The 22,873-nt window shown below is 44.2% G+C and carries 17 protein-coding genes; 11 read left to right on the top strand and 6 right to left on the bottom strand.

The window, feature by feature from the left end:
- Positions 1–94 precede the first annotated feature (94 nt).
- Positions 95–853 carry a sulfite exporter TauE/SafE family protein gene (locus sps_RS14085; protein ID WP_077753110.1) on the top strand — a complete coding sequence of 253 codons (759 nt, stop codon included), beginning with the start codon at positions 95–97 and terminating at the stop codon, positions 851–853.
- Positions 854–1,386: 533 nt separating this feature from the next.
- Positions 1,387–2,862 (top strand): FAD-dependent oxidoreductase, encoded by a 1,476-nt coding sequence (locus sps_RS14080; protein ID WP_077755693.1) that lies wholly within the window; start codon positions 1,387–1,389, stop codon positions 2,860–2,862.
- Positions 2,863–2,883: 21 nt separating this feature from the next.
- Here the strand turns inward: sps_RS14080 and sps_RS14075 are convergent, their stop codons facing one another.
- Positions 2,884–3,297 (bottom strand): group II truncated hemoglobin, encoded by a 414-nt coding sequence (locus sps_RS14075; RefSeq protein ID WP_077753109.1) that lies wholly within the window; start codon positions 3,295–3,297, stop codon positions 2,884–2,886.
- A 1,209-nt stretch (positions 3,298–4,506) separates the two neighbouring features.
- Here sps_RS14075 and sps_RS14065 point away from each other — a divergent pair.
- Positions 4,507–4,899 (top strand): hypothetical protein, encoded by a 393-nt coding sequence (locus tag sps_RS14065; RefSeq protein ID WP_077753107.1) that lies wholly within the window; start codon positions 4,507–4,509, stop codon positions 4,897–4,899.
- A 4-nt stretch (positions 4,900–4,903) separates the two neighbouring features.
- Here the strand turns inward: sps_RS14065 and sps_RS14060 are convergent, their stop codons facing one another.
- The 4 genes from sps_RS14060 to serA form a co-directional block, all read right to left on the bottom strand.
- On the bottom strand, positions 4,904–6,031 hold the full coding sequence (locus sps_RS14060; protein ID WP_077751231.1) for an ISAs1 family transposase: 1,128 nt from the start codon (positions 6,029–6,031) through the stop codon (positions 4,904–4,906).
- A 560-nt stretch (positions 6,032–6,591) separates the two neighbouring features.
- On the bottom strand, positions 6,592–6,951 hold the full coding sequence (locus tag sps_RS14055; protein ID WP_077753106.1) for a TraR/DksA family transcriptional regulator: 360 nt from the start codon (positions 6,949–6,951) through the stop codon (positions 6,592–6,594).
- Positions 6,952–7,122: 171 nt separating this feature from the next.
- Positions 7,123–8,103, bottom strand: a complete 981-nt coding sequence (gene ygfZ / locus sps_RS14050) for a tRNA-modifying protein YgfZ (RefSeq protein WP_077753105.1) — start codon at positions 8,101–8,103, stop codon at positions 7,123–7,125.
- Between the two features lie 131 nt (positions 8,104–8,234).
- Entirely contained in the window at positions 8,235–9,464 is a 1,230-nt protein-coding gene (gene serA / locus sps_RS14045) for a phosphoglycerate dehydrogenase (RefSeq protein ID WP_077753104.1), read from the bottom strand.
- 186 nt (positions 9,465–9,650) lie between these two features.
- Here serA and sps_RS14040 point away from each other — a divergent pair, with 186 nt between their 5' ends.
- The 6 genes from sps_RS14040 to katB all read left to right on the top strand — a co-directional run bounded on the left by sps_RS14040 (position 9,651) and on the right by katB (position 17,788).
- The gene (locus sps_RS14040; protein WP_077753103.1) at positions 9,651–10,253 is read left to right on the top strand and encodes a DUF2238 domain-containing protein; all 603 of its coding nucleotides are present in this window, start codon (positions 9,651–9,653) and stop codon (positions 10,251–10,253) included.
- Between the two features lie 265 nt (positions 10,254–10,518).
- On the top strand, positions 10,519–11,184 hold the full coding sequence (locus sps_RS14035) for a helix-turn-helix transcriptional regulator (RefSeq protein WP_077753102.1): 666 nt from the start codon (positions 10,519–10,521) through the stop codon (positions 11,182–11,184).
- Between the two features lie 461 nt (positions 11,185–11,645).
- Positions 11,646–14,249: an extracellular exonuclease ExeM gene (gene exeM / locus sps_RS14030; protein ID WP_077753101.1), complete on the top strand. Its 2,604-nt coding sequence runs from the start codon at positions 11,646–11,648 to the stop codon at positions 14,247–14,249.
- Positions 14,250–14,838: 589 nt separating this feature from the next.
- Positions 14,839–15,276 carry a PaaI family thioesterase gene (locus sps_RS14025; RefSeq protein WP_077753100.1) on the top strand — a complete coding sequence of 146 codons (438 nt, stop codon included), beginning with the start codon at positions 14,839–14,841 and terminating at the stop codon, positions 15,274–15,276.
- Between the two features lie 197 nt (positions 15,277–15,473).
- Positions 15,474–15,722: a YgjV family protein gene (locus tag sps_RS14020; protein WP_077753099.1), complete on the top strand. Its 249-nt coding sequence runs from the start codon at positions 15,474–15,476 to the stop codon at positions 15,720–15,722.
- A 599-nt stretch (positions 15,723–16,321) separates the two neighbouring features.
- Complete coding sequence (gene katB, locus sps_RS14015) at positions 16,322–17,788, top strand: catalase KatB (RefSeq protein WP_077753098.1); 1,467 nt, start codon at positions 16,322–16,324, stop codon at positions 17,786–17,788.
- A gap of 147 nt (positions 17,789–17,935) precedes the next feature.
- Here the strand turns inward: katB and sps_RS14010 are convergent, their stop codons facing one another.
- Positions 17,936–18,511 (bottom strand): TMEM165/GDT1 family protein, encoded by a 576-nt coding sequence (locus sps_RS14010; RefSeq protein WP_077753097.1) that lies wholly within the window; start codon positions 18,509–18,511, stop codon positions 17,936–17,938.
- A gap of 674 nt (positions 18,512–19,185) precedes the next feature.
- On the opposite strand from sps_RS14010, the gene sps_RS14005 reads away from it, so the two are divergent.
- Together sps_RS14005 and sps_RS14000 are read left to right on the top strand one after the other, a co-directional pair.
- Positions 19,186–20,385 carry an aromatic amino acid transport family protein gene (locus sps_RS14005; RefSeq protein WP_077753096.1) on the top strand — a complete coding sequence of 400 codons (1,200 nt, stop codon included), beginning with the start codon at positions 19,186–19,188 and terminating at the stop codon, positions 20,383–20,385.
- A 279-nt stretch (positions 20,386–20,664) separates the two neighbouring features.
- Positions 20,665–22,821 carry a S46 family peptidase gene (locus sps_RS14000; RefSeq protein ID WP_077753095.1) on the top strand — a complete coding sequence of 719 codons (2,157 nt, stop codon included), beginning with the start codon at positions 20,665–20,667 and terminating at the stop codon, positions 22,819–22,821.
- Positions 22,822–22,873 lie beyond the last annotated feature (52 nt).

The following is a 22,873-nucleotide window of genomic DNA, read 5'->3' as shown; positions in this document are numbered from 1 at the left end:
TATAAATCGGTAAGCTGTTCACTGCACAAATTTTGAGTCTTTAGCTTGTTATAGTAATTTATAATTAGTCGTATTAAAGGGAGCTATTGCCTAGATGGATATCACTTTGACCCATGCAATCCTGTTACTGGTGACAGGATTCTTTGCGGGTATCATCAATACCCTTGCTGGTGGCGGCTCGAATCTGACCCTGCCCGCCTTGATGGTGATGGGCATGCCTGCTGAGGTAGCCAATGCAACCAATCGAGTCGGCGTCTTGATGCAGTCGGTTGTTGCCGTATTTGGTTTTAAGAAACATGGCAAGTTAGACACAGACGATAAGGTACCTATCCTTATTCCCACAGTTATCGGTGGCTTATTAGGCGCGGCAGGTGCAGCCTATGCACCTAGCGAGTGGATCAAGCCTCTGTTATTGGGCACCATGTTGCTGATGGCCTTAGTTATTCTAGTCAAACCTTCCATGGTGGCACCGGAATACGGTACGCCAGTTAACAAGGTCTCTCAGACACCGAGCTCATGGTGGTGGCTGGGTATCGCGGGTTTCTACGGTGGCTTCGTCCAGGCAGGAGTCGGCTTTGTGTTGTTGGCGGCATTAGCGGGTTCGCTGAGATATGATCTGGTACGCGCCAATGCACTCAAGATGCTCTGCACTCTCGTTTTTACCTCTGTGGCTTTAGTCTTGTTTATGATTGAGGGATTAATCCAATGGCTCCCCGGGATGATACTCGCCTTCGGCACCATGTTTGGGGCTCACCTCGCCGTAAAAATGGCGATTAAGGCAAGACCTGAGACTCTAAAGTGGTTCTTGTTTGTGATGACGTTGGTGGGGTGTATAGCTGCTTACTTTAGTTAGCAATGAAGGTTAACTTTTTGTTCTTTATCTTAGTGGATTCGTGTTTAATTACTGTCTTTCCGGCAATGCTTTTTAGCCGGAATCCAGCTCTTTATTTTTTGAAGTTAGTTTTGGAATATGCGACCTCGGCAACTTCCAACGGGGATCTGTTGTAACCCACAGGCACATTTGATTTAGGTCAGTAATTAATTAGCTACACTCCCTTTATACCTATGGATAAATCAGTACCACTTCCGATGGGGGATCTGATGTGAATGGATTTATAAATTCCGTGGTGGCATGAATGCCTTGTAGTCCAAGGATGGATAAGAATGGCTAGGTGAGCTTCACACTAGTTTCTTCAACGCCTCATAGCAATTTCCAACGGGGATCTATTGTAAGCTGCTGGTGCGTTTGATTATCGTCGGTAGTTAATTTCAGGATTTTTAGAAGGTGGATTAGGTAAATATGAATTTTTTGTGATTCATGGCTATAAACTTGACAGTATGCGACGTAAAATGGCCGCGAATTTTGTACGTCACTCTGTAAGCACAATGAATCAAGCTGTAATAAAATCTGAGACACCACTTCTAGCGAGTCCTAAAATTGCCATCATTGGCGGTGGGGTTGCCGGCTCAACTATAGCCTTGCGCTTTGCCGAACTGGGTATAGACACTAGCTTAATCGAAAAAGGTGACAGCTTAGTCAATGGTCCTCCAATTTGTCATTTACATGCTGGCGGTAATCTTTACCGGGAAATATCAGATGAGCAGTGCTTAACCCTGTTACAGCAATCAATAGATACCGTAAAAGTCTACCCCCAAAGCGTGAATAAGCGCCCGACTGTGATTGCGTTGCCTATAAACGATCCTGGGCATCCGCTGGACTTATTGCCGCGTTTAGAAAAGTTACGCGCTAAATACGCCTCTTTAGTACAACAAGATGCCAGCAATAAAGTGTTAGGCGAGCCTGAGCAGTATTTTCGTTTGTTTGAGCGAGCCGAAATAGATGCCCTAAAAGAGCTCCCCTTACCAGAGGAAGCCCGATGTCCAAGTGATTGGTTGGTGGCCTTCGCTCAAAATGTCGAGTTGGATAACTTACAATTCCCGATATTCTTAGTGCAGGAGTATGGTCTATCAGCCTTTCGTTTTGCTGCTATTGCTAGCATGGCGATAGATAATTTACCCGATTGCCATCTACATACCAACACGCAGGTGCGGGGATTGGAACAGCTTACAGGCGCATCCGGCTGGCGTGTATCGATGGAAAGGCATAACGAAAACGAGATCATCTATGCCGATTTTGATTATGTTATTAATGCCTGTGGTTTTAAGAGTGGCGAAATCGATGACATGCTCAACGCTAAGCGTCGGCGTATGGTCGAGTTTAAGGCTGCCTATGTTGCCCATTGGCCAAAGTGTAAAGGCTTATGGCCCGAGGTTATTTTTTATGGGGAGCGCGGTACACCTCAAGGCATGGCGCAATTAACGCCTTATCCAGATGGTTATTTTCAGTTACACGGTATGACCCAAGATATCACCTTGTTCAATAACGGCTTAGTGGCTAGCTGTGAAAACAGTGCTCAGCCGAAACTTGCCGAACGTTTTATCAATAAGATCGAACGCCAATGGCCAGCAGAGCTTATCGAAGAGAGGACCTTAGGCTCTATTGAGCATATCGCCCAATACATCCCAAGCTTTAGCCAGGCTAGCGTAGCAGCTAAGCCTTTATTCGGCGCGCAACAAATCCCTGGGGATGATGCGGGTTTACGTGCGGCAGATGTGTCGTTTTATGGCAAACATTATGCCCGTACCGAGATCGTTAAAGCCTCTTCTGCATTGGCCGCAGCTGATGCTATTTTGCATGACTTGATTGCTAATGAACTCGTCAACTCAACACTCATCGAGCAATACGCAACTAAGCATTACTTTCCGGTAACTGGTCAATGTACCCAAGAAGAAGTGACGGCCAGAGCCGAGCTGTTGGCCGAGCAGCGCCAGTACCCTGAAGCCTTGGCGAAGAACTTTTAGGCTCCGAATATGTTTAAAATCTTAGCTGCTGGATACCAGTCTAATCCTTTCTGCCGGAACGCGTAGTTGCTTCATCAGGTATACCTTAAAGTCGGCTTCGTAAGGCTGATTATCTACAGCTTGCTGCATGCAGTGTAGCCAAGCTTCACTTTCTTCATGGCCGACTGTGAGGTGCTTATGGGCGGCAGGGATATTGATTGAGCCGTAATGCTGCGAATACAGTTTAGGACCACCAAGCCAGCCTGAGAGGAAGTAGGCGAGTTTCTGGCGAGAATCAGTAAGGTCACTAGGATGCATATCCCGGATCTTCTTGGATGAGGATAACTTATCCATATTCTGATAAAACTCATCGACTAGTTGAGTGATACCCACTAAGCCACCCGCCATTTGGTAGGAGTTGTCTCCAACCCCAAACTTACCATTTTTTGATTTCATAACTTCCGCTTAAATTTACTCTAGTGTTAACCCTATAGCCTTTCGGTGTAGAGCTAATTCTACTGATTTTTGATTAGTTCAATATCGTACTTTGTTGAGGCCGCTTTCACCAGTAGGAGGAGTTTTTTCCAAACTTCGTTTGGAGTTGTGCGTCCTTGTAGCCGAGGAATATCTCTAAACTTAATTTTGATGAAAGTCGTGGATATCAAACAGGAACCCTTGGCACCAGCTGGCTGAGATATTTTCTATATTGTCTTTCCGGCAATGCTTTTGGGCCGGAATCCATCTCTTTATCTTACCTTTCAATTAAATTTTGAGTATGCGGCCTTACGACCGAGGTAAGTCGTGGATTTTCAACCCACACCCGACCAAGAGGGGCTGGACGGCCTCGCCCCTCTTGGATCACCCCATGCCGCCCCGGCGAAGTTGTCTCCCTCTGTTCTTATGGATAAATCACTACCACTTCCGAAGGATGCATCCATGCACCTGCGAAAGTTAGCCCGACATCCATGTCAGTCTCACGTGATTTATTCCAACGATCTTCGGCAACTTCCAACGGGGATGTGTCGAACTGGCAGGTTTATTGAGTACGGGGGAGGGTTGTTATTCATAGGGCTAATTTGGCTAAATGAACAAGAGCAAGACTTGGAGCCTTTATTACTCAACCTTGTTCGATTTCGCTTGAGTTAGTTGCTTAACTAATTTAGATTCAGTTACATAGGTTGCGCAAGCTAAAAATAATAGGTTTGATATTTGTGCATATATGCCCACTTGATAAGTGGGCATGAACACAGCACACATTTTAGGAAGAGATATGGATATCATTGATACATTTAATCAGCAAAAAAAGAACCGAGTAAAATACACCGTTTGAGCTCTGATTTTTCTGCTGGCACTCTTAATTCAATATTATGAAGAGTCGATAGCAGAGATGTTTGCACTGTCTGCTTCATTTTTGATGTACCTACAATTTTTTGCATTACAGCTTCAAACTGTCGGTTTAGTATTTATTTTATTTACAAATAAAAATTCAAAGTGTCCATCATGTACAAAAATAGCTGGCTCAGGTTGGAATGTGAAGGAGTGTAAAAGTTGTGGTCAAAAGTTTACCTAAAAACTTGATGAATTCAGATTCACTAACGTTGCCTATAATTTCCAGGGGGAATAGTTTGCCAGTCACTGGTTTACTTATTAGTTGGGGGAGGAATTATGAAGATTAAGATTGTTATACCGATTTGCATCTTTACGTTTCTTCTTGGGCTCTTTACTGGCCCCTTTATTAGTCAAAAAGAAGTTGAAGAAGTAAATGCTGCCCTGAAAATAATGCGAGAGTTTAATGAGGAGCTTTCTATAAAATCTGGAGTACTAAAAGAACGAGAGGAGTATTCAGCACAAAAAGCAAAAATTGAGACATTGGGTTTATTTATTTCATTTAATAAAAGAAATGATCCACCCGAATATGTACTAGAAGAACTAAATAGCTCTTTAATCAGAAGTATTAAAATACTTGGTGAGTTAAACAAAGAAGCATATCCAGATTCACAGAGTCTTATAGAACAAGCTGAGGAGTTACAAGGAGATATTCGCAGGGCGACCGCATGAGTGTTTATTTTTTAGTCGAGCTACATAATCCAGCGAGTAAAACTTTCTCTAGATGTTGAGGATTCATTAAGCAGCGCTTTTGTTTACCAACGATGCTGAGTTTGGTCGGTTCTTTTCTAAGCATGTTGAGAGCCATATGCCTCAAGTAAGCTAGATTTTCAGCGCCGTTATTTTTGTATATCTGGCATGTATCTTCGTTCATGTTGACATCCAAGACCCAGTGCATTGACTCGATACCCCAATGTTCACGAGTAGCACTTAAGGCTTGCTCTGCTGATAACTCTTTCGAACTAATATAGTAACGATATTCAAGGCTTATCGCCTTACCTTTAACCGCCCTAAAACTTTCAACCATAACAATGCATTTGAGTGCTTCCCAGCGTGAGAAATCACCTTCGAGTTCAGCCGAATTTAAAACATAGCACGTTCGATTTTCAATACGACCATGGCCTGTTTCTATATTGAAATCATCATTACTTAAGCCTGCTGAACGATGCTGACTAAAAGCTTGATTTACCGCTTTAGCTAAGTGGCCTTGATTGCTTTTTACAGCCAGTAGGTAATCACCACCTTTGTCGATGATCGCTTTAGCAATAGCCGTTTGACAGCCCATAGCATCGATTGTCACTAGCGCTCCGCGTAGATCTAGCATTTTTAAAAGCTCTGGGATTGCCGTAATTTCATTACTTTTTTGGTCTGATTTTAATTGACCAAGTACCAGCTTATTTGCTGAAGCATAAGCACTTATCATATGAATAGTGCTGTTTCGGTCATCACGATTATATGAGCCGCGTAGCGTTTTTCCATCAATCGCAATGACTTCCCCATTAGTTAGCTGGTGAACCGATTGCATCCATGCTAGAAAACACTCGTTAAAACTATCAGGATTAATCACAGAAATTGTTCTAGCAATTGTATCGTCAGTAGGGATCCCGCCTGTAAACATTTTTTGCGTTTTGAACCAATGGTGGTGACCAAGAATGTATTCTCGGATATCGAACCAACCATTCGAACCTGCAATAACAGCGCAAAGAGAACCGAACAATATATCGAACAATGGATAGGTGATTTTTGCACTTTGGCGGTGGTCGTCAATCGCGCCAAAATGCTCTTTGAATGATTCAATATACATAATGAGACTCCTTAAAAAGGAGTATAAGATCACAAGCACTTGATCAGGTCAATATTTTGCTGAAACGGCTCAAATAACGTTCACGATCTGACCCTGGAGATATTCGCTTCTATTACTAAGAAAGTACCTCAAAACAAGCTTAGAGATTATTAACAAAAAGATTGTTGCCGATAAAGCTGGTTTACTCCAAATACAGGTTAACGCTACAAGCTGTCCCCGTTGGAAGTTGTTGAAGGGCGGAGATTAAAATTTCGTGGATTCATCATGGATGATGAGTCAGGCTCGGAGTCACATGGATGTGGCATCTGAGTCGTTAGGTAATTTTGATTGGAGTCTGAGACCCGTACTAAATGCATGTAACTTCGCCGGGGCGAAGGAGGATGAGGACGAGCAGTTCTCCTTGCCCTGGTGTGGAATGGAATTTCACGACTTTCGTCCAAACGAAGTTTGGAAAGGTATGTCACCTTTGGTGATAAGCAATACGTCTAGTAACGTTCAAAGTTACAAATTAGCCCCCCAATACCAGATAGGGTTTAAGGTAAAGAAAAAAGAGAAATATCCTATGAGTTCTCGGCCTCACTTTGGCATTGAATACACAATTTTGCGATAGCATGTATCGTGAGCCTACCGAGTCCAATACTCTCGCCACATTCCAGACAAAACCCATACTCATCAGTATCGAGAAAAATCTGCTTAATACGCAAGATGTGCTGCTGCATCAGCGCCTCACCGGCTTGTGCCATCTGTTGCTGCTGAATAGCATCGATGCGTGATATTCGTCCAACCGCTTGTTGGTCAAGCTGAACCGGGGCACTGCGTTCATGGATTGTGGTCAGCTGTTGCTCTAATTCGACCAGCTCATGTTTGAGCTTAGTGAGTAGCTCTTGTTTCTCGCTTGAGGTGAGATCTGCTTGTTTCAAGAGCCAGCCTTTGATTGGAGATGATTGGTATGGAACCTATTAAACTATCTGACTTACTCTTTCTAAACAAGGGTAAAACCAAGGCAATAAAAAGCGCACTCAGCTCATGAAATAGGCTTTAGAGTGCGCCTTAGTTTAAGCAACTCGCAACTCGTCGCTTATCGTTTAGTCTTAACTCTCATCTTCAAGGGAGTAAGGCAGTGGCGTAATCGCTAGCGATGAGGTTTCATTTCCTGCTATTCGTAGCTTAGCGCTATTTTGGGTGTCATTAGGTAGTACGGCTGTGAGTAAGACTTGCTCTCCGGATTGAACGACTTCTATGATGGTTCCTGCCCGCTTGAAGCCATCGTCTAAGGCTAGCTCTAGTCTGGTTTCCAGGCTGACAGTTTCGCAACTGGTGCCGCTTAGGATATACAGGGCACGTTTATTGCCACCACGATATTTCATGCGGGCAATGGTTTCCTGACCCATGTAACAGCCTTTTTGGAAGCTGATGCCATTGATGCCCTGTAGGTTACACATCTGTGGTACAAACTGGCTCTGATGCGAGGCGGCCAGGTTGGGATAACCGGATTGGATTTCCAGAGCCTGCCAGGCTGTGGCATCGACTATTTCTTGGTTGATAGAGGTGAGGAAGGGCGCAGCGGCTTCCTTGTCCATCATGATGATAAAGCGGTCATTGTCTTTAAGCAGTAAGCCACCTGAGATCTCGGTGACTTCTTTATCGATGTCAGTATTGTCGGCAGGGCCGAAACGTTCGTTAATCCAAGTTTGTGCTTGCTCACCGGCGACGCCTAACAGTAAGTACTTGTCGGTGACATCGACTAAATCGACTTTAGAGAAAACGGCATACTTAGCCAGCTGAGATAGATCTAGAGCTAATGTGTCTGATGGCATCATCATGATCAGCGCATCTTCGAGGGCGAATGTTCTGAAGCTCGCCAGCATCTTACCTTTAGGATCACAATGTGCACCCCAGCGCCATTGGTCGCTCTCTAATGAGCTGATGTCTGTGGTGACTTGCCCATGGATAAAGCTGCGGCCTTGTTCACCCGTCACGCTCATTAGTCCCAAGTGGGACAAGTTAGAGAAGAATAGCGATGGAATTGGGTCATTCAAGTTCCAACTGGGCTGAGAAACGGAAAGCGTCATATCATGATCCTAGGAAATAAACGGGCTGGAAAGAACCGATTGTAACTCTAATTTGCAAATGCTTGAAATGAAATAGCCCGCATAATTGATAAAATTATGCGGGCTATTAATTTTTAGTCTCAGACTGGTATTTAGTGCAGGAGTCTAGTTCGAATAGTGCCTTCGATAGCCTTCATCTGTTCCAGAGCTTCTTCGGCTTGATCCGAGTCGACTTCCATCACTACATAACCAATTTCTGCAGTAGTTTGAAGATACTGAGCCGCAATGTTGATGCCCTTTTCTGCAAACGCTTGGTTAATCTTGATCAGTACACCGGGACGGTTATGGTGAATGTGCAGTAAGCGAGATGCGTCTTTATGCTGGGCCAGAGACACTTCAGGGAAGTTAACTGCAGTCATGGTCGAGCCATTGTCTGAGTATTTGGCTAGCTTGCCAGCCACTTCAATACCGATGTTTTCCTGAGCTTCCTGAGTGCTGCCACCAACATGGGGGGTCAGTATGACATTATCCAAGCCACGTAGCGGGCTGAAAAATTCGTCATTATTCGACTTAGGCTCAACAGGGAATACATCGATAGCGGCGCCAGCGAGTTTTTCACTGCGAACGGCCGAGGCGAGTGCATCTATGTCGACAACGGTGCCGCGAGAGGCGTTGATTAAGATGCTACCTTGCTTCATATAAGAAAGCTCGGCTTCACCTATCATCTCTTTAGTTTGTGGCGTCTCAGGTACATGTAGGCTGACTACATCGGCAAGAGACATCAGCTCTTGCATCGAGTGAATTTGTTGGGCGTTACCCAGTGGTAGCTTGTCTTCGATATCGAAGAAAATGACGCGCATGCCAAGCGTCTCGGCCAAGATACCGAGCTGAGTACCAATATGACCATAACCGATAACACCGAGTGTTTTACCGCGAGCTTCGAAACTACCACTGGCGCTTTTTAGCCATCCGCCTCTGTGTGCCATCGCATTACGCTGTGGAATACCACGGAATAACATAATAATTTCACCAAGTACTAGCTCGGCGACACTTCGGGTGTTTGAAAATGGCGCATTGAAAACCGGGACGCCCAGCTTTTCAGCAAAACTCAGGTCAACCTGGTTGGTGCCGATACAGAAGCAACCGATACCCACAAGCTTTTCCGCATGACTTAACACGGTTTCGTTAAGTTGAGTGCGGGAACGAAGGCCGACAAAATGGGCATCTTGAATAGAGGCAATTAAGGCTTCTTCTCCGAGAGATGCTTTGTGATATTCGATGTTGCTGTAGCCTGCACGTTTTAATACATCAACCGCAGATTGGTGGACGCCTTCCAACAGCAGGATCTTGATCTTATCCTTGTCCAGCGAATGTTTCGCCATGATTTGGGTACCTTCTTCGGTTATTGGTATTTTGTTAACTAAGTTGATTTTTTATAGTATTAGTATTCTATTGATACTTGTCCGACCAAAGTAGCATTTTTTTTGTGCACTGTGGAGGGCTAGATGGCTAAAGTTATTATTCTTATATCAAAACAATAGAGTTTAAACGAATATGAGGTTCCAATTTTGAATAAACAGTTTACTTGGTTAGCCATTTTTCTGGCCGTGCTGGTTTGGTCGGCTATTGATCCCAAAGATCAATTCACTTGGTTTCTTGAGGTGTTTCCAGCCCTTATTGCTTTACCTATCTTATTTCTGACTCGTCAGCGTTTCCCGCTGACGTCACTGGCTTATGTCTTGGTATTAATCCATTGCGTCATACTTATGGTTGGCGGCCATTACACCTATGCCGAAGTGCCTTTATTTGATTGGATCGCAGATATTACCGGCTCAGATAGAAACAATTACGACAAGGTAGGGCATTTTGCACAGGGCTTTGTCCCGACATTATTAGCTCGGGAGATTTTTATAAGACTAGAGGTCGTTAAACGCGGAGCTTGGTGTAATTTCTTGTCTTTATGCTTTGCTCTAGCGTTTTCTGCTTTTTATGAGTTAATTGAGTGGTGGGTTGCTTTGCTAACGGGGGAGGATGCAGAAGCGTTTCTGGGAACCCAAGGTGACATTTGGGACACTCAATCGGATATGGGGATGGCCTTGTTGGGGGCAATAGCTTGTATTGTTACACTTATTAAATTTCATGATTCACAACTGGCCAAACTTAACAGGTAATTAGTGAATTATTTTATCTTGTATAAAGTCTACTGGTTTTTTATGCTTTAAAGGTCTAAGCGAGTAAGGTTTTAATAGCTAAAGATGATAAAAAACAATTTTTCATCAAATTTTACATTCAGTTAATACTTTTTTACTATGGTATTACATTTAAAACTATTCAAATCTACTAAAACTATTCAAAATAGTAATCATTCTGGTTGATAGGGAAGATTGACCACCCCCCTTACAGAGCACAAAAAAAACTTTTCAGGGAGAGAAGCGAATGAGTAAGATTGATGAATTGGTGTTCTTACACCAAGTCGCCGCGCCATGTCACTTGGCTATACTGGCCGAATCTATTGGGCTAAAAACACGTATCGTTAAACAGGTATCTGAGCTTGAACCTGAGAGAGACAGTAACTGTTTTTATCTGATAGAGCAGGAGGGGGCCGCCTTAGACAGTAAGGGGATACCGTTATTAGCATCGCGTCTGGTATCCCATGTACCCGTTGCACTCTATCAAGTGAATCGCGAGAAACTTGAGCCAGAATCTGCATTGTTACTGGGAATACGTGGGTTGCTCTATGCAGATCAACGTATGGATCTATTGCTAACTGGCTTAAGAAAGATGGTGGCTGATGAGCTTTGGTATGACAGGACTCTGATCAGTAAGATGTTCCGTCAGCTGGTGAGTCGTTTAGACAGCGCCAACGATTATTCGCAAGATACTGTGGCTATGCTACAGATGCTGACGAACCGAGAGCGCACCATTATTCAGTTGGTATCCAGTGGTGCTCGAAATAAAGAGATCGCCCATCGACTCTGTATCAGTGAGCATACTGTTAAGGCTCATATCTCCTCTATTTTCAGGAAAACACAATCGCGTAATCGTGTGGAATTACTGAGATGGGCGCAGACATATCAAAGCCATTTTGAACTTTGTTCTTAGCAGATTAATAAGCTACTGATTTACAAGGGTCACACTAATGAGTGGTTCTTGTAGAGGATAGTCACTAACGAAAAACGCTAAAGCGGCCTCAATGGCCGCTTTTTTATGCCTATAAACCCCAGGTGTTAAGGTTAATTAACTATTCCTGTACAAACTTCATTCGGCCGAGACTGTTTATATCATTGTTTTGTAAATAATTGTCACATCTTAACGAACTGGCATTCGGTATGACTTGCCGTAGTCTGTTCTTTGGTAAGTATTTGATTTTATCCTGTTAAAACTATAAGTAGCTTTGCTTGTTTTGTCTTGTGTTAAATGCGTGTTGTTTTTTCTTTGTTTAACAAGTGTTTATCACTCGTTAATGTGATTGACCCATCTTTTTTTTGTCATCTAACTCTGCAAGAATCCCCCGGCACGTTAATAAAAAATAACGGCAAAATTATAATAATGGGGTTGAATAAATGGATAAAGTTACAAAAATGTCAGTGCTTGCACTGTCAATCGCTGCGGCGTTGCCAATGGCGGCTTCTGCTGATGTGATGATCACCGAATATGTCGAAGGCACTGGCTACAGCAAAGCTGTTGAGATATACAATTCAGGTGCTTCCGCAATCGATCTAACTGGCTATTCGCTGGTTTACTATTCCAAAGGTGAAACCGCACCTAAGACCATACTGGATTTATCCGGTAATCTGGACGCTGAAGGTATCAAGGTTATTATCAATAACCATGCCGATAACGCTATTGTCTTAGACTCTTCTATCGATACCGAATCTGCCACCATCTACTTTAACGGTGATGACAAGGTTGGCATTCTTAAAGATGGCGTACTTGTCGATATTCTTGGTGAAGTAGGCACAACAGGTGATTGGGCCAAAGACGTCACTATAGAACGTAACGCAGGTATCACGGCTGCAAACTCAAGTTATGTAGCAAGTGAGTGGACCACTAAAGGCACTAATGACTTTGGTGGGTTGGGTGTCCGTACTGGCAACTTCGATGGCGGTGAAGCTCCAGAGGTGCCAGCATTTAGCTGTACTGGCGAAACGATCACACCTATCTACAAGGTGCAGGGCGCTGGAGATTCAAGTCCGCTAGTGCCTGATGGCGAATATGTATCAGTCGATACTGTAACCATCAAAGGTATCGTTACCGCGCGTGGTGAATCGCTGCAAAAAGGTTTCTATTTGCAAGAAGCACAAGGTGATGGTTCTCCATACACCTCAGATGGTGTGTTTGTCTACTTAGGTAATAAAGCAGCCGATGGCATTCAGCCTGGTGTTGAAGTCTGTGTGAAAGGGCTGGTACAGGAGATGTATGGCCAGACGCAGATTGCCGGCGATGCCACTAAGATTGAGATTGGCGAGCAAGGCGAAGAGCTTGCCCCAACGCCTTTTTATGTTGCCGATGGAGAGAACCTAGCTCAAGCATTGGAACGTTATGAAGGCATGCATATTGTCCTAGATGCAGGCAGTGATATGAAGATAAGCCGTAACTTTAGCTTCGATTATTCAAGCTACCGTAACAATATGGTGTTATCGCACAAAGCCCCTTTAATGAAGCCCACTCAGGTTCACGCTCCTTTATCTGATGCAGCCGTTGCACTGCAGCAAGCAAACAGAATTAACGAGCTTTTTGTCGAGTCTGATTATAAGGCTAGCAATGGCGAAGTGCCTTACTTCCCAGACTTTAATGCCGAAACTGGCTATATGCGTGTTGGCGATCAAGTAACTAATATTTCTGGTGTTATCGGTTACAGTTATAACAATTATCGTTTAGTGGTGACCAATGAGATCACTGCTGGCGATCTGATTCGTGAAAACGATCGCACCGATGCACCAGCCATTGCGACTCAAGGTGACATTCGCGTAGCAAGTTTTAATGTACTTAACTTCTTCAATGACATGGTTGGCGGTGACGATACACCTAACGGTAACCGTGGTGCTTCAACTGAAGAAGAGATGTTACTGCAGCGGACAAAGCTTGTTAATGCTATTACTGCCATGAATGCGGATATTGTCGGCTTAATGGAGATCGCCAATAACGGATTTGGCGAGATGAGTGCGATTCGGAACTTGCTCGATGCCCTCAATGCAGAGCTATCGGATGAAAACGCTTATAGCTTTATCGAGATAAGTGATGAAGATAAGTACCAAGGCAAGTTTATCGGCAGCGATGCGATTACCGTGGGTATCTTGTACCGCGCAGCAAGTGTAACGCCTGAGAACGCGGCATTTGTGATCAAGACCCCAGAGCAACATGCTGCTGAAGGCGTTGCATCTCGTGGTGAAGATGAGACGAGCCCTGCTTATGATAAATATCAGCGTCATAGTCTAGGTCAGACATTTAAGATCCATGACGAGAAACTCACCATAGTGGTTAATCATCTTAAGTCTAAGGGGTCTGAGTGTTTAGAGGATTGGGTTGAATTTGCCGAAGATGAGGATCCAGCCGATCTACAGGGACACTGTAACGAGTTCCGTGTTTCGGCGGCTAAAGTCATAGGTGAAGCACTTACGGATATCGAAGGTGATCTGCTGGTTATCGGTGATATGAATGCCTATGGCATGGAAGATCCTATTGCTGTGTTGACTGACTATGATGCAGCCACTGCAGAGCGTGAGATAGTCACCGCTTCGTGGACAACATTAGATGGCGTTATTTATGAGCGTGAAGGTAGCAAGATTGATAAGGGCTACGGTCTGATCAACTTGAACACTCAAGCCCATGGTCCTGCTACTTACTCGTACAGCTATAGCGGCGAGCTTGGTAACTTAGATCACGCGTTAGGTAATGCCAGTGTTGCTGAGCGTATGGTAGCTATTGAAGATTGGCATATCAATGCAGTTGAATCTAACTTGTTTGAATACAGTGGCAAATACACTGGCGACTTGGAGAAGTCTGAGAATGCGTTCTCGGCATCAGATCATGACCCTGTAATTGTTGCCCTTAGCTACCCAGAGCCGACACCTGAGCCAACACCGAAACCAGATGACGGCGGTTCTTTAGGTTACTTAGGTTTAGCCATGTTGTCATTGCTTGGCTTACGTCGCCGCAAGCACTAACTCTTGAGCTGACTATGCACTAATCTCAAACCGCCTTTAATCGATTAAAGGCGGTTTTTCATTCTATTTCTATGCTAGAAAATAACTAAAGTTAGTTAAAGTGGTATTTAGATTTAGTTTAGTGATTAACTGGCTATTTTTCTTTGTTATTTCATTTCGTTAAAGTAGTAAATCGATCTTAAATTGGCAATTAAGAGTCTGTTTGTTCATTTATCATTAGGAAGCGTTTAGGTAAGTGTTGCCTAGTTAGCTGCTGCATCCCCATTTTATTCGTGTTTTTCGGCTTTTGTTAGGTTTTTCAATTTTACTTTCTGTATTGCAATCGCTTGCGAGAATTTAGTGGGTTAAACCTGTAAAAAGTCCATCTATCTCTCGGTAAATTAGGTCAATATCATAGATTAAAGTTTAATTTGTATAAATTGACTACATCTCATGGTTTCATCGATAAAAAATGTTGGAAGTTTTCATCAAGGTGTTAGAAATGCTCTGACTGGTGAGCTTAGGCTAGCCTTTAGCTCCTCCTACTTGTTTAAACTTACAGCGCTAGCCAGTAGACTGTGGCTCAATTATTAGAAGAAGGGATGTAGTGATGAGTATTTGGTTTAGACCTGTGACCTTGGAAGATTGCGCAAAAATGGATTCAGGCATGCATGGCAAGGGCACATTGATGCAGACCATGGGAATTAAGATCAGCGAAATTGGTGATGACTATATGGTGGCGACTATGCAAGCATCGCCAGAGGTTCATAACCCGCTGGGTATTGTTCACGGTGGAGCCAATGTTGCACTCGCGGAAACCGTTGCCAGTTATGCGGCCAATTTTGCAGTAGATTTTGAGAATTACTACTGTGTCGGCCAAGAGATCAATGCCAATCATCTTAAAGCCTCCAGAAATGGCACCTTAACTGCAACGGCAAAACCTGTGCATTTAGGCAAGAGAAGCTCAGTATGGGAGATCCTCATCCATAATAGTGGTGGCGATCTTTGCTGTATTTCGCGCATGACTGCTGCGGTGGTTAAGCGTTAGTGATACAGGTAGCAAGTTTAGTATGACGAAGGCTTAATTAGCGTAAATAGACTATAGAGGTATGGGTAACTGGTACATAATAGGCACCTTTAATAACAGCGAAATACAGGCTTTAATGCACTAAACTTATTGTGTAGCTTTGAGCCGGCTTTGAGCTGTTATACCGATAGGTATCAGTACAGCGAGGAATAAGTAAAATGGACAGTGCAACAATTTGGGAGTGGATTGGCTATTTAGCCTCTGTGGTGGTTGCCATCTCGCTTATGATGTCCAATATCAAAAAGTTACGCTGGTGGAACCTGATTGGTGCAGGACTTTTTGTCGCCTATGGCTTGGCCATAGAAGCGCTGCCAGTGGCACTGGTAAATTTCTTTATTGTATTGATTGATGCCTATTATATCGTCAAAATTTATAAAGCCGAAAAAGCGATTAACGCACAGCCTTGAGTTAACTGCTTGCCTTGAGCTGAATAGATAGCCCTGAGCTTAGTTACTGTCTTGAGCTAACTATTTTCTGAGTCAGTTAGCACAGCCTGTGCTAACTAGCAGTCTTGAAGTGAATAAAAGAGTCAGTTAATTCCACCTGTTGGCTGGCTATTTTATGATTACAGATGTTCATCCCCCGAGTTTCAACTCTCGTTTATCCAGTTTTACCACATATCTCTCCATGAATACCTTCTCTACAGAGCTGAATACTGTATGTGCCTTTTGTTGATTTAAATCAGTATTTCAGCTGATGGAAGGCGTAATCTCCATTAGTTTTAATGTATTTCTTTGTGGGTATCTGTGAGCTGGTTCTTACATTCTTAATCTTTAAAGTGAATTGGACTAATCTAGTTTAATCGTTTTTCTTCGGTTTCTTTTTGAACTAATATTTATTCATCGACAGAGTTTATGTGAGGGCTTCTAAAGCTTAGCGGTTTAACGGAAGCAAAACGGAGCAATAACTATGGCCACAATATTTGATGTTATCGAAGACTGGTTGAACTAATCGACCAGTACGACTGAATGAGAGAATTAACGAATAACAAGCATTGGAGAACAATATGACTAAACAAGCGAACTACTTAACCAGCCAAAATGGCGCCCCTGTTGCTGATGACCAAAATTCTATGACAGCTGGTGAGCGTGGTCCTGTACTACTACAAGATTTTCATCTATTAGAAAAACTCGCTCATTTTAATCGTGAGCGTATCCCTGAGCGTGTAGTACATGCAAAAGGCACGGGTGTTTACGGTACGTTTACCCTGACTAAAGATATGAGCGAGTACACTATTGCCGATCACTTCAATGGCGTAGGTAAACAAACTGAAACCTTCATTCGTTTCTCTACTGTGGGTGGTGAGATGGGCTCGGCTGACGCGGAGCGCGATCCTCGTGGTTTCGGTCTACGTTTCTATACGGCCCGTGGTAACCACGACATAGTGGGCAATAACACCCCAACCTTCTTTTTGCGTGATGGCATCAAGTTTCCGGACTTTATTCACACGCAGAAGCGTAACCCTCAGACTAATTTGAAAGATCCACAAGCCATGTGGGATTTCTGGGCATTGAATCCTGAAGCCTTACATCAAGTGACAATCTTGATGTCAGATCGCGGTATTCCGGCTAACTATCGTCAGATGAATGGTTATGGTTCACATACCTATTCGCTGTGGAATGATAAAGGCGAACGTTTCTGGGTTAAGTTTCATTTCAAGACTAAGCAAGGCATAGCTAACTTGACCCCTGAACAGGCCGATATTCTAAAAGGGATCGACCCTGATTCGTCTCAGCGTGACATGGTTGCGGCAGTTGCAGACGGTAACTTCCCTAGCTGGGCTGTTAAAGTGCAAATAATGCCGGAAGCCGATGCTAATACATATCATATCAATCCATTCGATCTGACTAAAGTATGGCCACACGCCGATTACCCCTTGATTGAGATTGGTGAACTCGAGTTAAATCGCATGCCAGAGAACTACTTCGCCGAAGTTGAGCAAGTCGCATTGGCTCCGAGTAACTTAGTGCCTGGTGTTGGCGCATCACCGGATAAGATGTTGCAGGCTCGTTTATTTGCCTATGCCGATGCACAGAGATATAGAATTGGCACTAACTATAATCAGTTACCAGTGAACTGCCCACATGCCACTAAGGCAAATCACCATCAGAGGGCAGGTGCCATGGCGGGAACTCAGTGTCCATATAACGGCAGTCAAACGGGTGGAGATGCGAGTCCAAACTACGGGCCTAATAGCACAAAGGCTGCCTTAGTCGAGCCGAGTACATTTGCAGAACCTGCACTGCGTCTCGATGGCGAAGCCGATAGATACAGCCGTTATAATCAGGATGACTTTACTCAGGCGGGTAACCTGTACCGTATCTTCCCCGAAGATGAGAAGGCCAGATTGATCGCTACTATCTGCGGCAGCCTGAGTCAGACGACTATGGATGTGCAGCAGACCATGGTCGAGCACTTTACCAAGGCGGATGCGGATTATGGTCAACGTATAAAGCAGGCATTGGGGCTTTAATCCTTAGCCGTTATTGCGGTTGAAATTGAAAAGCCAGTGCTTAATGCACTGGCTTTTTTGATCATAACAAGCTGTGACGAGTTGTAAGCGATAAGCGGTAAGTTAATCGAGTGTTTTTCTTAAAACTTAAGACTTAACGCTCGTTAGTTAAAACATCAATGTCGCTACACCGAGTAGGGCAAACAGTACGGCACAGCCACGGTGAATCAGGGTCAGAGGTAACTTTTCTGCGCTGAAGTTGCCGGCGATGACTACTGGAACGTTGGCAAGAAGCATGCCTAAGGTGGTGCCCATGACAACCATAGCCAGAGCATCATACTTCGCCGCTAATACCACAGTGGCAATTTGAGTTTTATCTCCCATCTCGGCGATAAAAAACAGAATGAAGGTGGCAATGAAAGGCCCCATCTTGTAGAAACGGCTTTCTTCACAATCGACCTTGTCAGGAATGAGTACCCACAGAGCGATAGCAAAAAATGACGCTGCGACAAGATAACGAGCCAGTTCCGGGCTAATTAATCCAATGGCCCAATTACCTAGCCAGGCGGCAGCAAAGTGGTTTATCAGAGTCGACAGAAAAATACCGAGAATAATTGCCGTTTTACTGCCTTTTATATGGCTAAATCTGGCGGCAAGTATAAGAGCAAGCAGTTGAGTTTTGTCACCAATTTCGGCGATAGCAACCGTGAAGGTTGAGGTTAGTAGTGGTTCTAGTGCGTCCAAGATACTTCCTTATAGGGGGGGCAAAAATCCGAGTACAGAAAACCGGCCCCCCTTTTTTATGGGCGGTCACTGCACTCAGGTCTTGCAAAACAATATTGAGTCATCACCTCATATTGTTGTGAGCACCATGGCGTTGTGGCCAAGTATGTTGACACTCACTCAATCTTTGCCTCGAAGTAAATCGATTCAGACAACAAAGATTGCTCGCTACTCCCCTGAAGTAGAGGCGTGCATTATACATTTTGAGAGCCGAGTCGCAATATCCAAGTTCTCAAATTGGGCATTTTATTGAGTGAAAAAAACGCTGGTAACAAGAGTGTTTCACCCTTGTTGGAAACTTATTGAGCCGGTGTGCGAACTTGTTTACACAAGCCATAGATGGCTTGCTCACTGGGTTTGTAGCTGTTAATGTCCCTAGGTCATTTTAGAGAAAGAGCTGCAATGAAATATTCTTACCTGTTTTTAACCCGATTTATACAGCCTCAGTGGCTTTGTCGATAGGGTAAAACAACTATTAACTGAGCCATTGAGGCCAATTGAAAACAAGGTCGATAGACCCGATTCGATTGGAGGCTGTTAATGAATATTTAAATTGCTAATTCTCTCCTTCAAAGTCGTTCTAAATCTGACCTACCAAAAATGTAGAATAAAAATATATCTAACAGGACAATTTTGTGAATTTAAAAATGCTTGGCTCCATCGCTATCGTTGCGGGTACTGCAATCGGTGGCGGTATGTTAGCCCTACCTTTAGCTACTGCTTCATTAGGCACGTTACCCGCGTTTCTGCTACTCGTTGTTATTTGGGGGATCTCCATCTATACATCTTTGCTGATGTTAGAGATCAACCTGCGCACCGGAGTAGGTGACAACGTCCATGCCATAACCGGTAAAATTTTAGGAAAAGTAGGGCAGTTAATCCAAGGCGCCTCATTTATGAGCCTGCTGTTTGCATTGACTATGGTATACCTGATGGGTGGTTCTTCTCTGCTCGAGACTCGCTTCGAGCCTCTTGGTATCACCATGAATAACCAGGTCGCTGTGCTGTTATTCACAGTCTTCTTCGGTGGCTTGATTGCCGTTGGGGTCAAATGGATCGATAAGGTTTCTCGCGTCCTCTTTACCTCTATGGTCATTCTTTTAGTTATCGTGGTGGCCTTCTTACTTCCTGAAGTGGATATATCAGCGATGCTCTCAAGCACGGGGAGTGAGCTTGTGACTGGTAGTGAACTCAACAATTTATGGTTGGCAGCTATTCCTATCGTGTTCACCTCGTTTGGTTTCCATGTGTGTATTGCGACGATAGTGCGTTACTTAGATGGCGACGCTGTATCACTGCGTAAGATTTTAATTATTGGTTCAACCATACCGCTTGTCAGTTATATTCTCTGGCTGATGGTGACCTTAGGCACCTTAGGTGGCGACAGGGTATATGGTTTCGAAGGTTCATTGCCTCTGCTGGTGACGGCGTTGCAAGGTCTGGCTAATTCAGAACTTTTGAAGCAATGTATCGACCTCTTCGCTAACCTGGCGCTTATCACTTCCTTCTTGGGTGTGACCATGAGTCTGTTTGACTATGTAGCCGAGTTAACTCGTGCTAAAGATGATTTTTCGGGCCGTGCTAAGACCTGGCTGATCACCTTTATTCCGCCTCTGTTGTGCGCGCTTTATTATCCTGATGGCTTCTTTAAGGTATTAGGTTTTGCGGCAATTCCTTTGGTGATTATGATTATCTTCTTACCGATTGCCATGGCACTGAAGCAGCGTAAACAGAATCTTGGAGGCTATCAGGTCTCGGGTGGTAGTGCTGCTCTTGGGGTTGCGGGTGTGTTAGGTGCCGTGATCATTGCTGCTCAGCTTTTGGTTGCGTTATAAGTTGTTGCGTTATAAGCCTAATCTGCTGGCAAGCTAAGTTAACGTTTTTATCCTTAAAGGTAGTTATGCTTTGTAAGGGGATAATGCAAAGCCTGTTTTAATTCTCTAGGCTTATGATAAAGTCGAGTCCGAATACTAATACCGATTGGTATATTATTTGGCTCGGCTTTTTTATTGGCTGAGATTTAGCAAACGGCTAAATGCTATTGCTATATAAACAAGTACAAGCAAAGCAGAATAATAATGACGCACTAATAATTAAAAAATGGACTTAACAAAATGAAGAAATGGCTTCTCACCGTCGCTGTAGCTGCCACTTTTGGCGCACAGGCCGACGAAGGTATGTGGCAACCATACCAACTGCCTGCAATGGCTGATGAATTAAAAGCAAAGGGATTAGAGATAGATGTGAAATCTATCTCTAAATTAACCGAATATCCAATGAATGCCGTTATCAGCTTAGGCGGTTGTACGGCATCATTTGTCTCTCCTAAAGGCCTGGTGGTCACTAACCATCATTGTGCCTATGGCTCGATTCAGTACAACTCGACTCCGGAGAAGAACCTGCTTAAAGACGGCTTCCTAGCTAAGTCTTATGGCGAAGAGTTACAAGCGACACCAGGTTCACGTATCTATGTGACTGAAACGGTGACGGATGTGACGGACAAGGTCAAGCAGGGCTTAGAGAACAAGCTCGGTCACGTCTTCTATCAGGGCATTGAGCTGAAAGAAAAATCGCTTATTGCCGAGTGTGAGGCCGAGGATGGTTATCGCTGTCAGGTTAACAGTTTCCACGGTGGTTTAGAGTATTACCTGGTTAAGCAGTTGGAGATCCGCGATGTGCGTCTGGTGTATAACCCGGCAGCAAGCGTAGGCAAATACGGTGGGGATATCGATAACTGGATGTGGCCACGTCACACCGGTGATTTCTCCTTCTACCGTGGCTATGTGTCTAAAGACGGCAAGCCTGCAGATTTCAGCAAAGACAATGTACCCTACGAGCCAAAGAGTTTCTTAAAGGTGTCGGCTAAAGGCGTGAGTGACGGCGATTTTGTTATGGTGGCAGGTTACCCTGGCCGTACTAACCGTTACCGCACGGCGAATGAAGTCGAGAATCAGTTTGAGTGGGCATACCCGGAAGGCAAGATGCTGCGTGAGCGCTTCATCGAGATCATCAAGGAGACAGCACCTGAAGGCAGTGATGAGCGCATCAAGTATGAAAGCCTGATCGCCGGTTTGGCAAACTACGCCAAGAACTTCACTTCTATGATTGAATTTTACGGTAAGTCGACCATGCTTGATGATCGTAAAGGTCGTGAGTCAGAGTTGGCTAGCTGGATCAATAAAGATAGCAAGCGTAAAGCAAAATACGGTAAGACCTTGGCTGATCTTGATAAGCTGATCGCCGAAGGTCAGGAGCATCAGGCTCGAGATATCATCTTAGGCTATATCCGCTACACAACTATGATGCCTACTGCGCGTAAGTTGTATCGCTTAGCTAATGAGAAGCAGTTGGACGATATGGCGCGTGAACCTGGTTATCAGGAACGTGATATGACTCGTTTCAAGTCGAGCATGGAGCGTATCGATCGTCGCTATGCGGCCAGTGTCGATAAGGCTGTGGTGTTTGACTTACTTAAGCGCTACGCCACATTACCGGCCAGTGAGCGCATTGCTGCTTTGGACAAGGCATTCGGTATTGGTAAGAAGCTGGATGAGAAGAAGCTAAGCAAGACGCTGGATAAGATGTATGCCAAGACTAAACTGGGTGATATGGATACGCGTCTGGCTTGGTTAGATAAGCCGGTTGCCGACTTTAAAGCCTCGAAGGACCCTTTTATTCAGTTTGCCGTTGCCATGTATGACACGGACATGAAAGCAGAGAAGAAAGACAAGGAGCTGGCAGGTAAGTTGATGAAGGTGCGTCCTCAGTATATGGACGCGATTATAGCTTATAACACGGAGCTGGGTAAGCCGGTTTACGCCGATGCAAACTCAAGTCTGCGTGTGACTGTGGGTCATGTGAAAGGTTACTCGCCACAAGATGGCCTAAAAGCCGTGCCATTCACTCGTCTGGAAGGTATTTTAGCGAAAGACACAGGTGCAGATCCATTCGATGCGCCGTCTAAGCTGCTGGAGCTCATTAAGAAGAAGGAATACGGCGACTTCTACATGAAGTCTATCGACTCAGTGCCAGTTAACTTCCTGTCGACGCTAGATACCACTGGTGGTAACTCAGGTTCACCGACCTTAAATGGTCGTGCCGAGCTTGTAGGTCTGCTATTTGATGGTGTTTACGAGAGTATTATCGGTGATTGGGGTTACGATCCTGAGTCTAACCGTTCTATTCAGGTAGATAGCCGTTACATGCTTTGGGTAATGAAGTATCTGGATAACGCTGATAACCTTTTAGAAGAGATGAATATTGTTTATTAGTATTTAGATTCGAGCTTCGACTTACGAGTTATAAGTTATAAGTTGTAAGCGA

The sequence above is a fragment of the Shewanella psychrophila genome (assembly GCF_002005305.1).
Taxonomy (GTDB): Bacteria; Pseudomonadota; Gammaproteobacteria; order Enterobacterales; family Shewanellaceae; genus Shewanella; species Shewanella psychrophila.
This window is presented reverse-complemented; position numbering and strand designations above follow the sequence as displayed.

Excerpts from the sequence above, each read along its gene's own strand:
- sps_RS14025 (WP_077753100.1), top strand. The coding sequence starts at position 14,839 with ATGAGTATTTGGTTTAGACCTGTGACCTTGGAAGATTGCGCAAAAATG.
- sps_RS14000 (WP_077753095.1), top strand. The coding sequence starts at position 20,665 with ATGAAGAAATGGCTTCTCACCGTCGCTGTAGCTGCCACTTTTGGCGCA.
- katB (WP_077753098.1), top strand. The coding sequence starts at position 16,322 with ATGACTAAACAAGCGAACTACTTAACCAGCCAAAATGGCGCCCCTGTT.
- exeM (WP_077753101.1), top strand. The coding sequence starts at position 11,646 with ATGGATAAAGTTACAAAAATGTCAGTGCTTGCACTGTCAATCGCTGCG.
- sps_RS14080 (WP_077755693.1), top strand. The coding sequence starts at position 1,387 with ATGAATCAAGCTGTAATAAAATCTGAGACACCACTTCTAGCGAGTCCT.
- serA (WP_077753104.1), bottom strand. The coding sequence starts at position 9,464 with ATGGCGAAACATTCGCTGGACAAGGATAAGATCAAGATCCTGCTGTTG.
- sps_RS14065 (WP_077753107.1), top strand. The coding sequence starts at position 4,507 with ATGAAGATTAAGATTGTTATACCGATTTGCATCTTTACGTTTCTTCTT.
- sps_RS14035 (WP_077753102.1), top strand. The coding sequence starts at position 10,519 with ATGAGTAAGATTGATGAATTGGTGTTCTTACACCAAGTCGCCGCGCCA.
- sps_RS14060 (WP_077751231.1), bottom strand. The coding sequence starts at position 6,031 with ATGTATATTGAATCATTCAAAGAGCATTTTGGCGCGATTGACGACCAC.
- ygfZ (WP_077753105.1), bottom strand. The coding sequence starts at position 8,103 with ATGACGCTTTCCGTTTCTCAGCCCAGTTGGAACTTGAATGACCCAATT.
- sps_RS14085 (WP_077753110.1), top strand. The coding sequence starts at position 95 with ATGGATATCACTTTGACCCATGCAATCCTGTTACTGGTGACAGGATTC.
- sps_RS14075 (WP_077753109.1), bottom strand. The coding sequence starts at position 3,297 with ATGAAATCAAAAAATGGTAAGTTTGGGGTTGGAGACAACTCCTACCAA.
- sps_RS14020 (WP_077753099.1), top strand. The coding sequence starts at position 15,474 with ATGGACAGTGCAACAATTTGGGAGTGGATTGGCTATTTAGCCTCTGTG.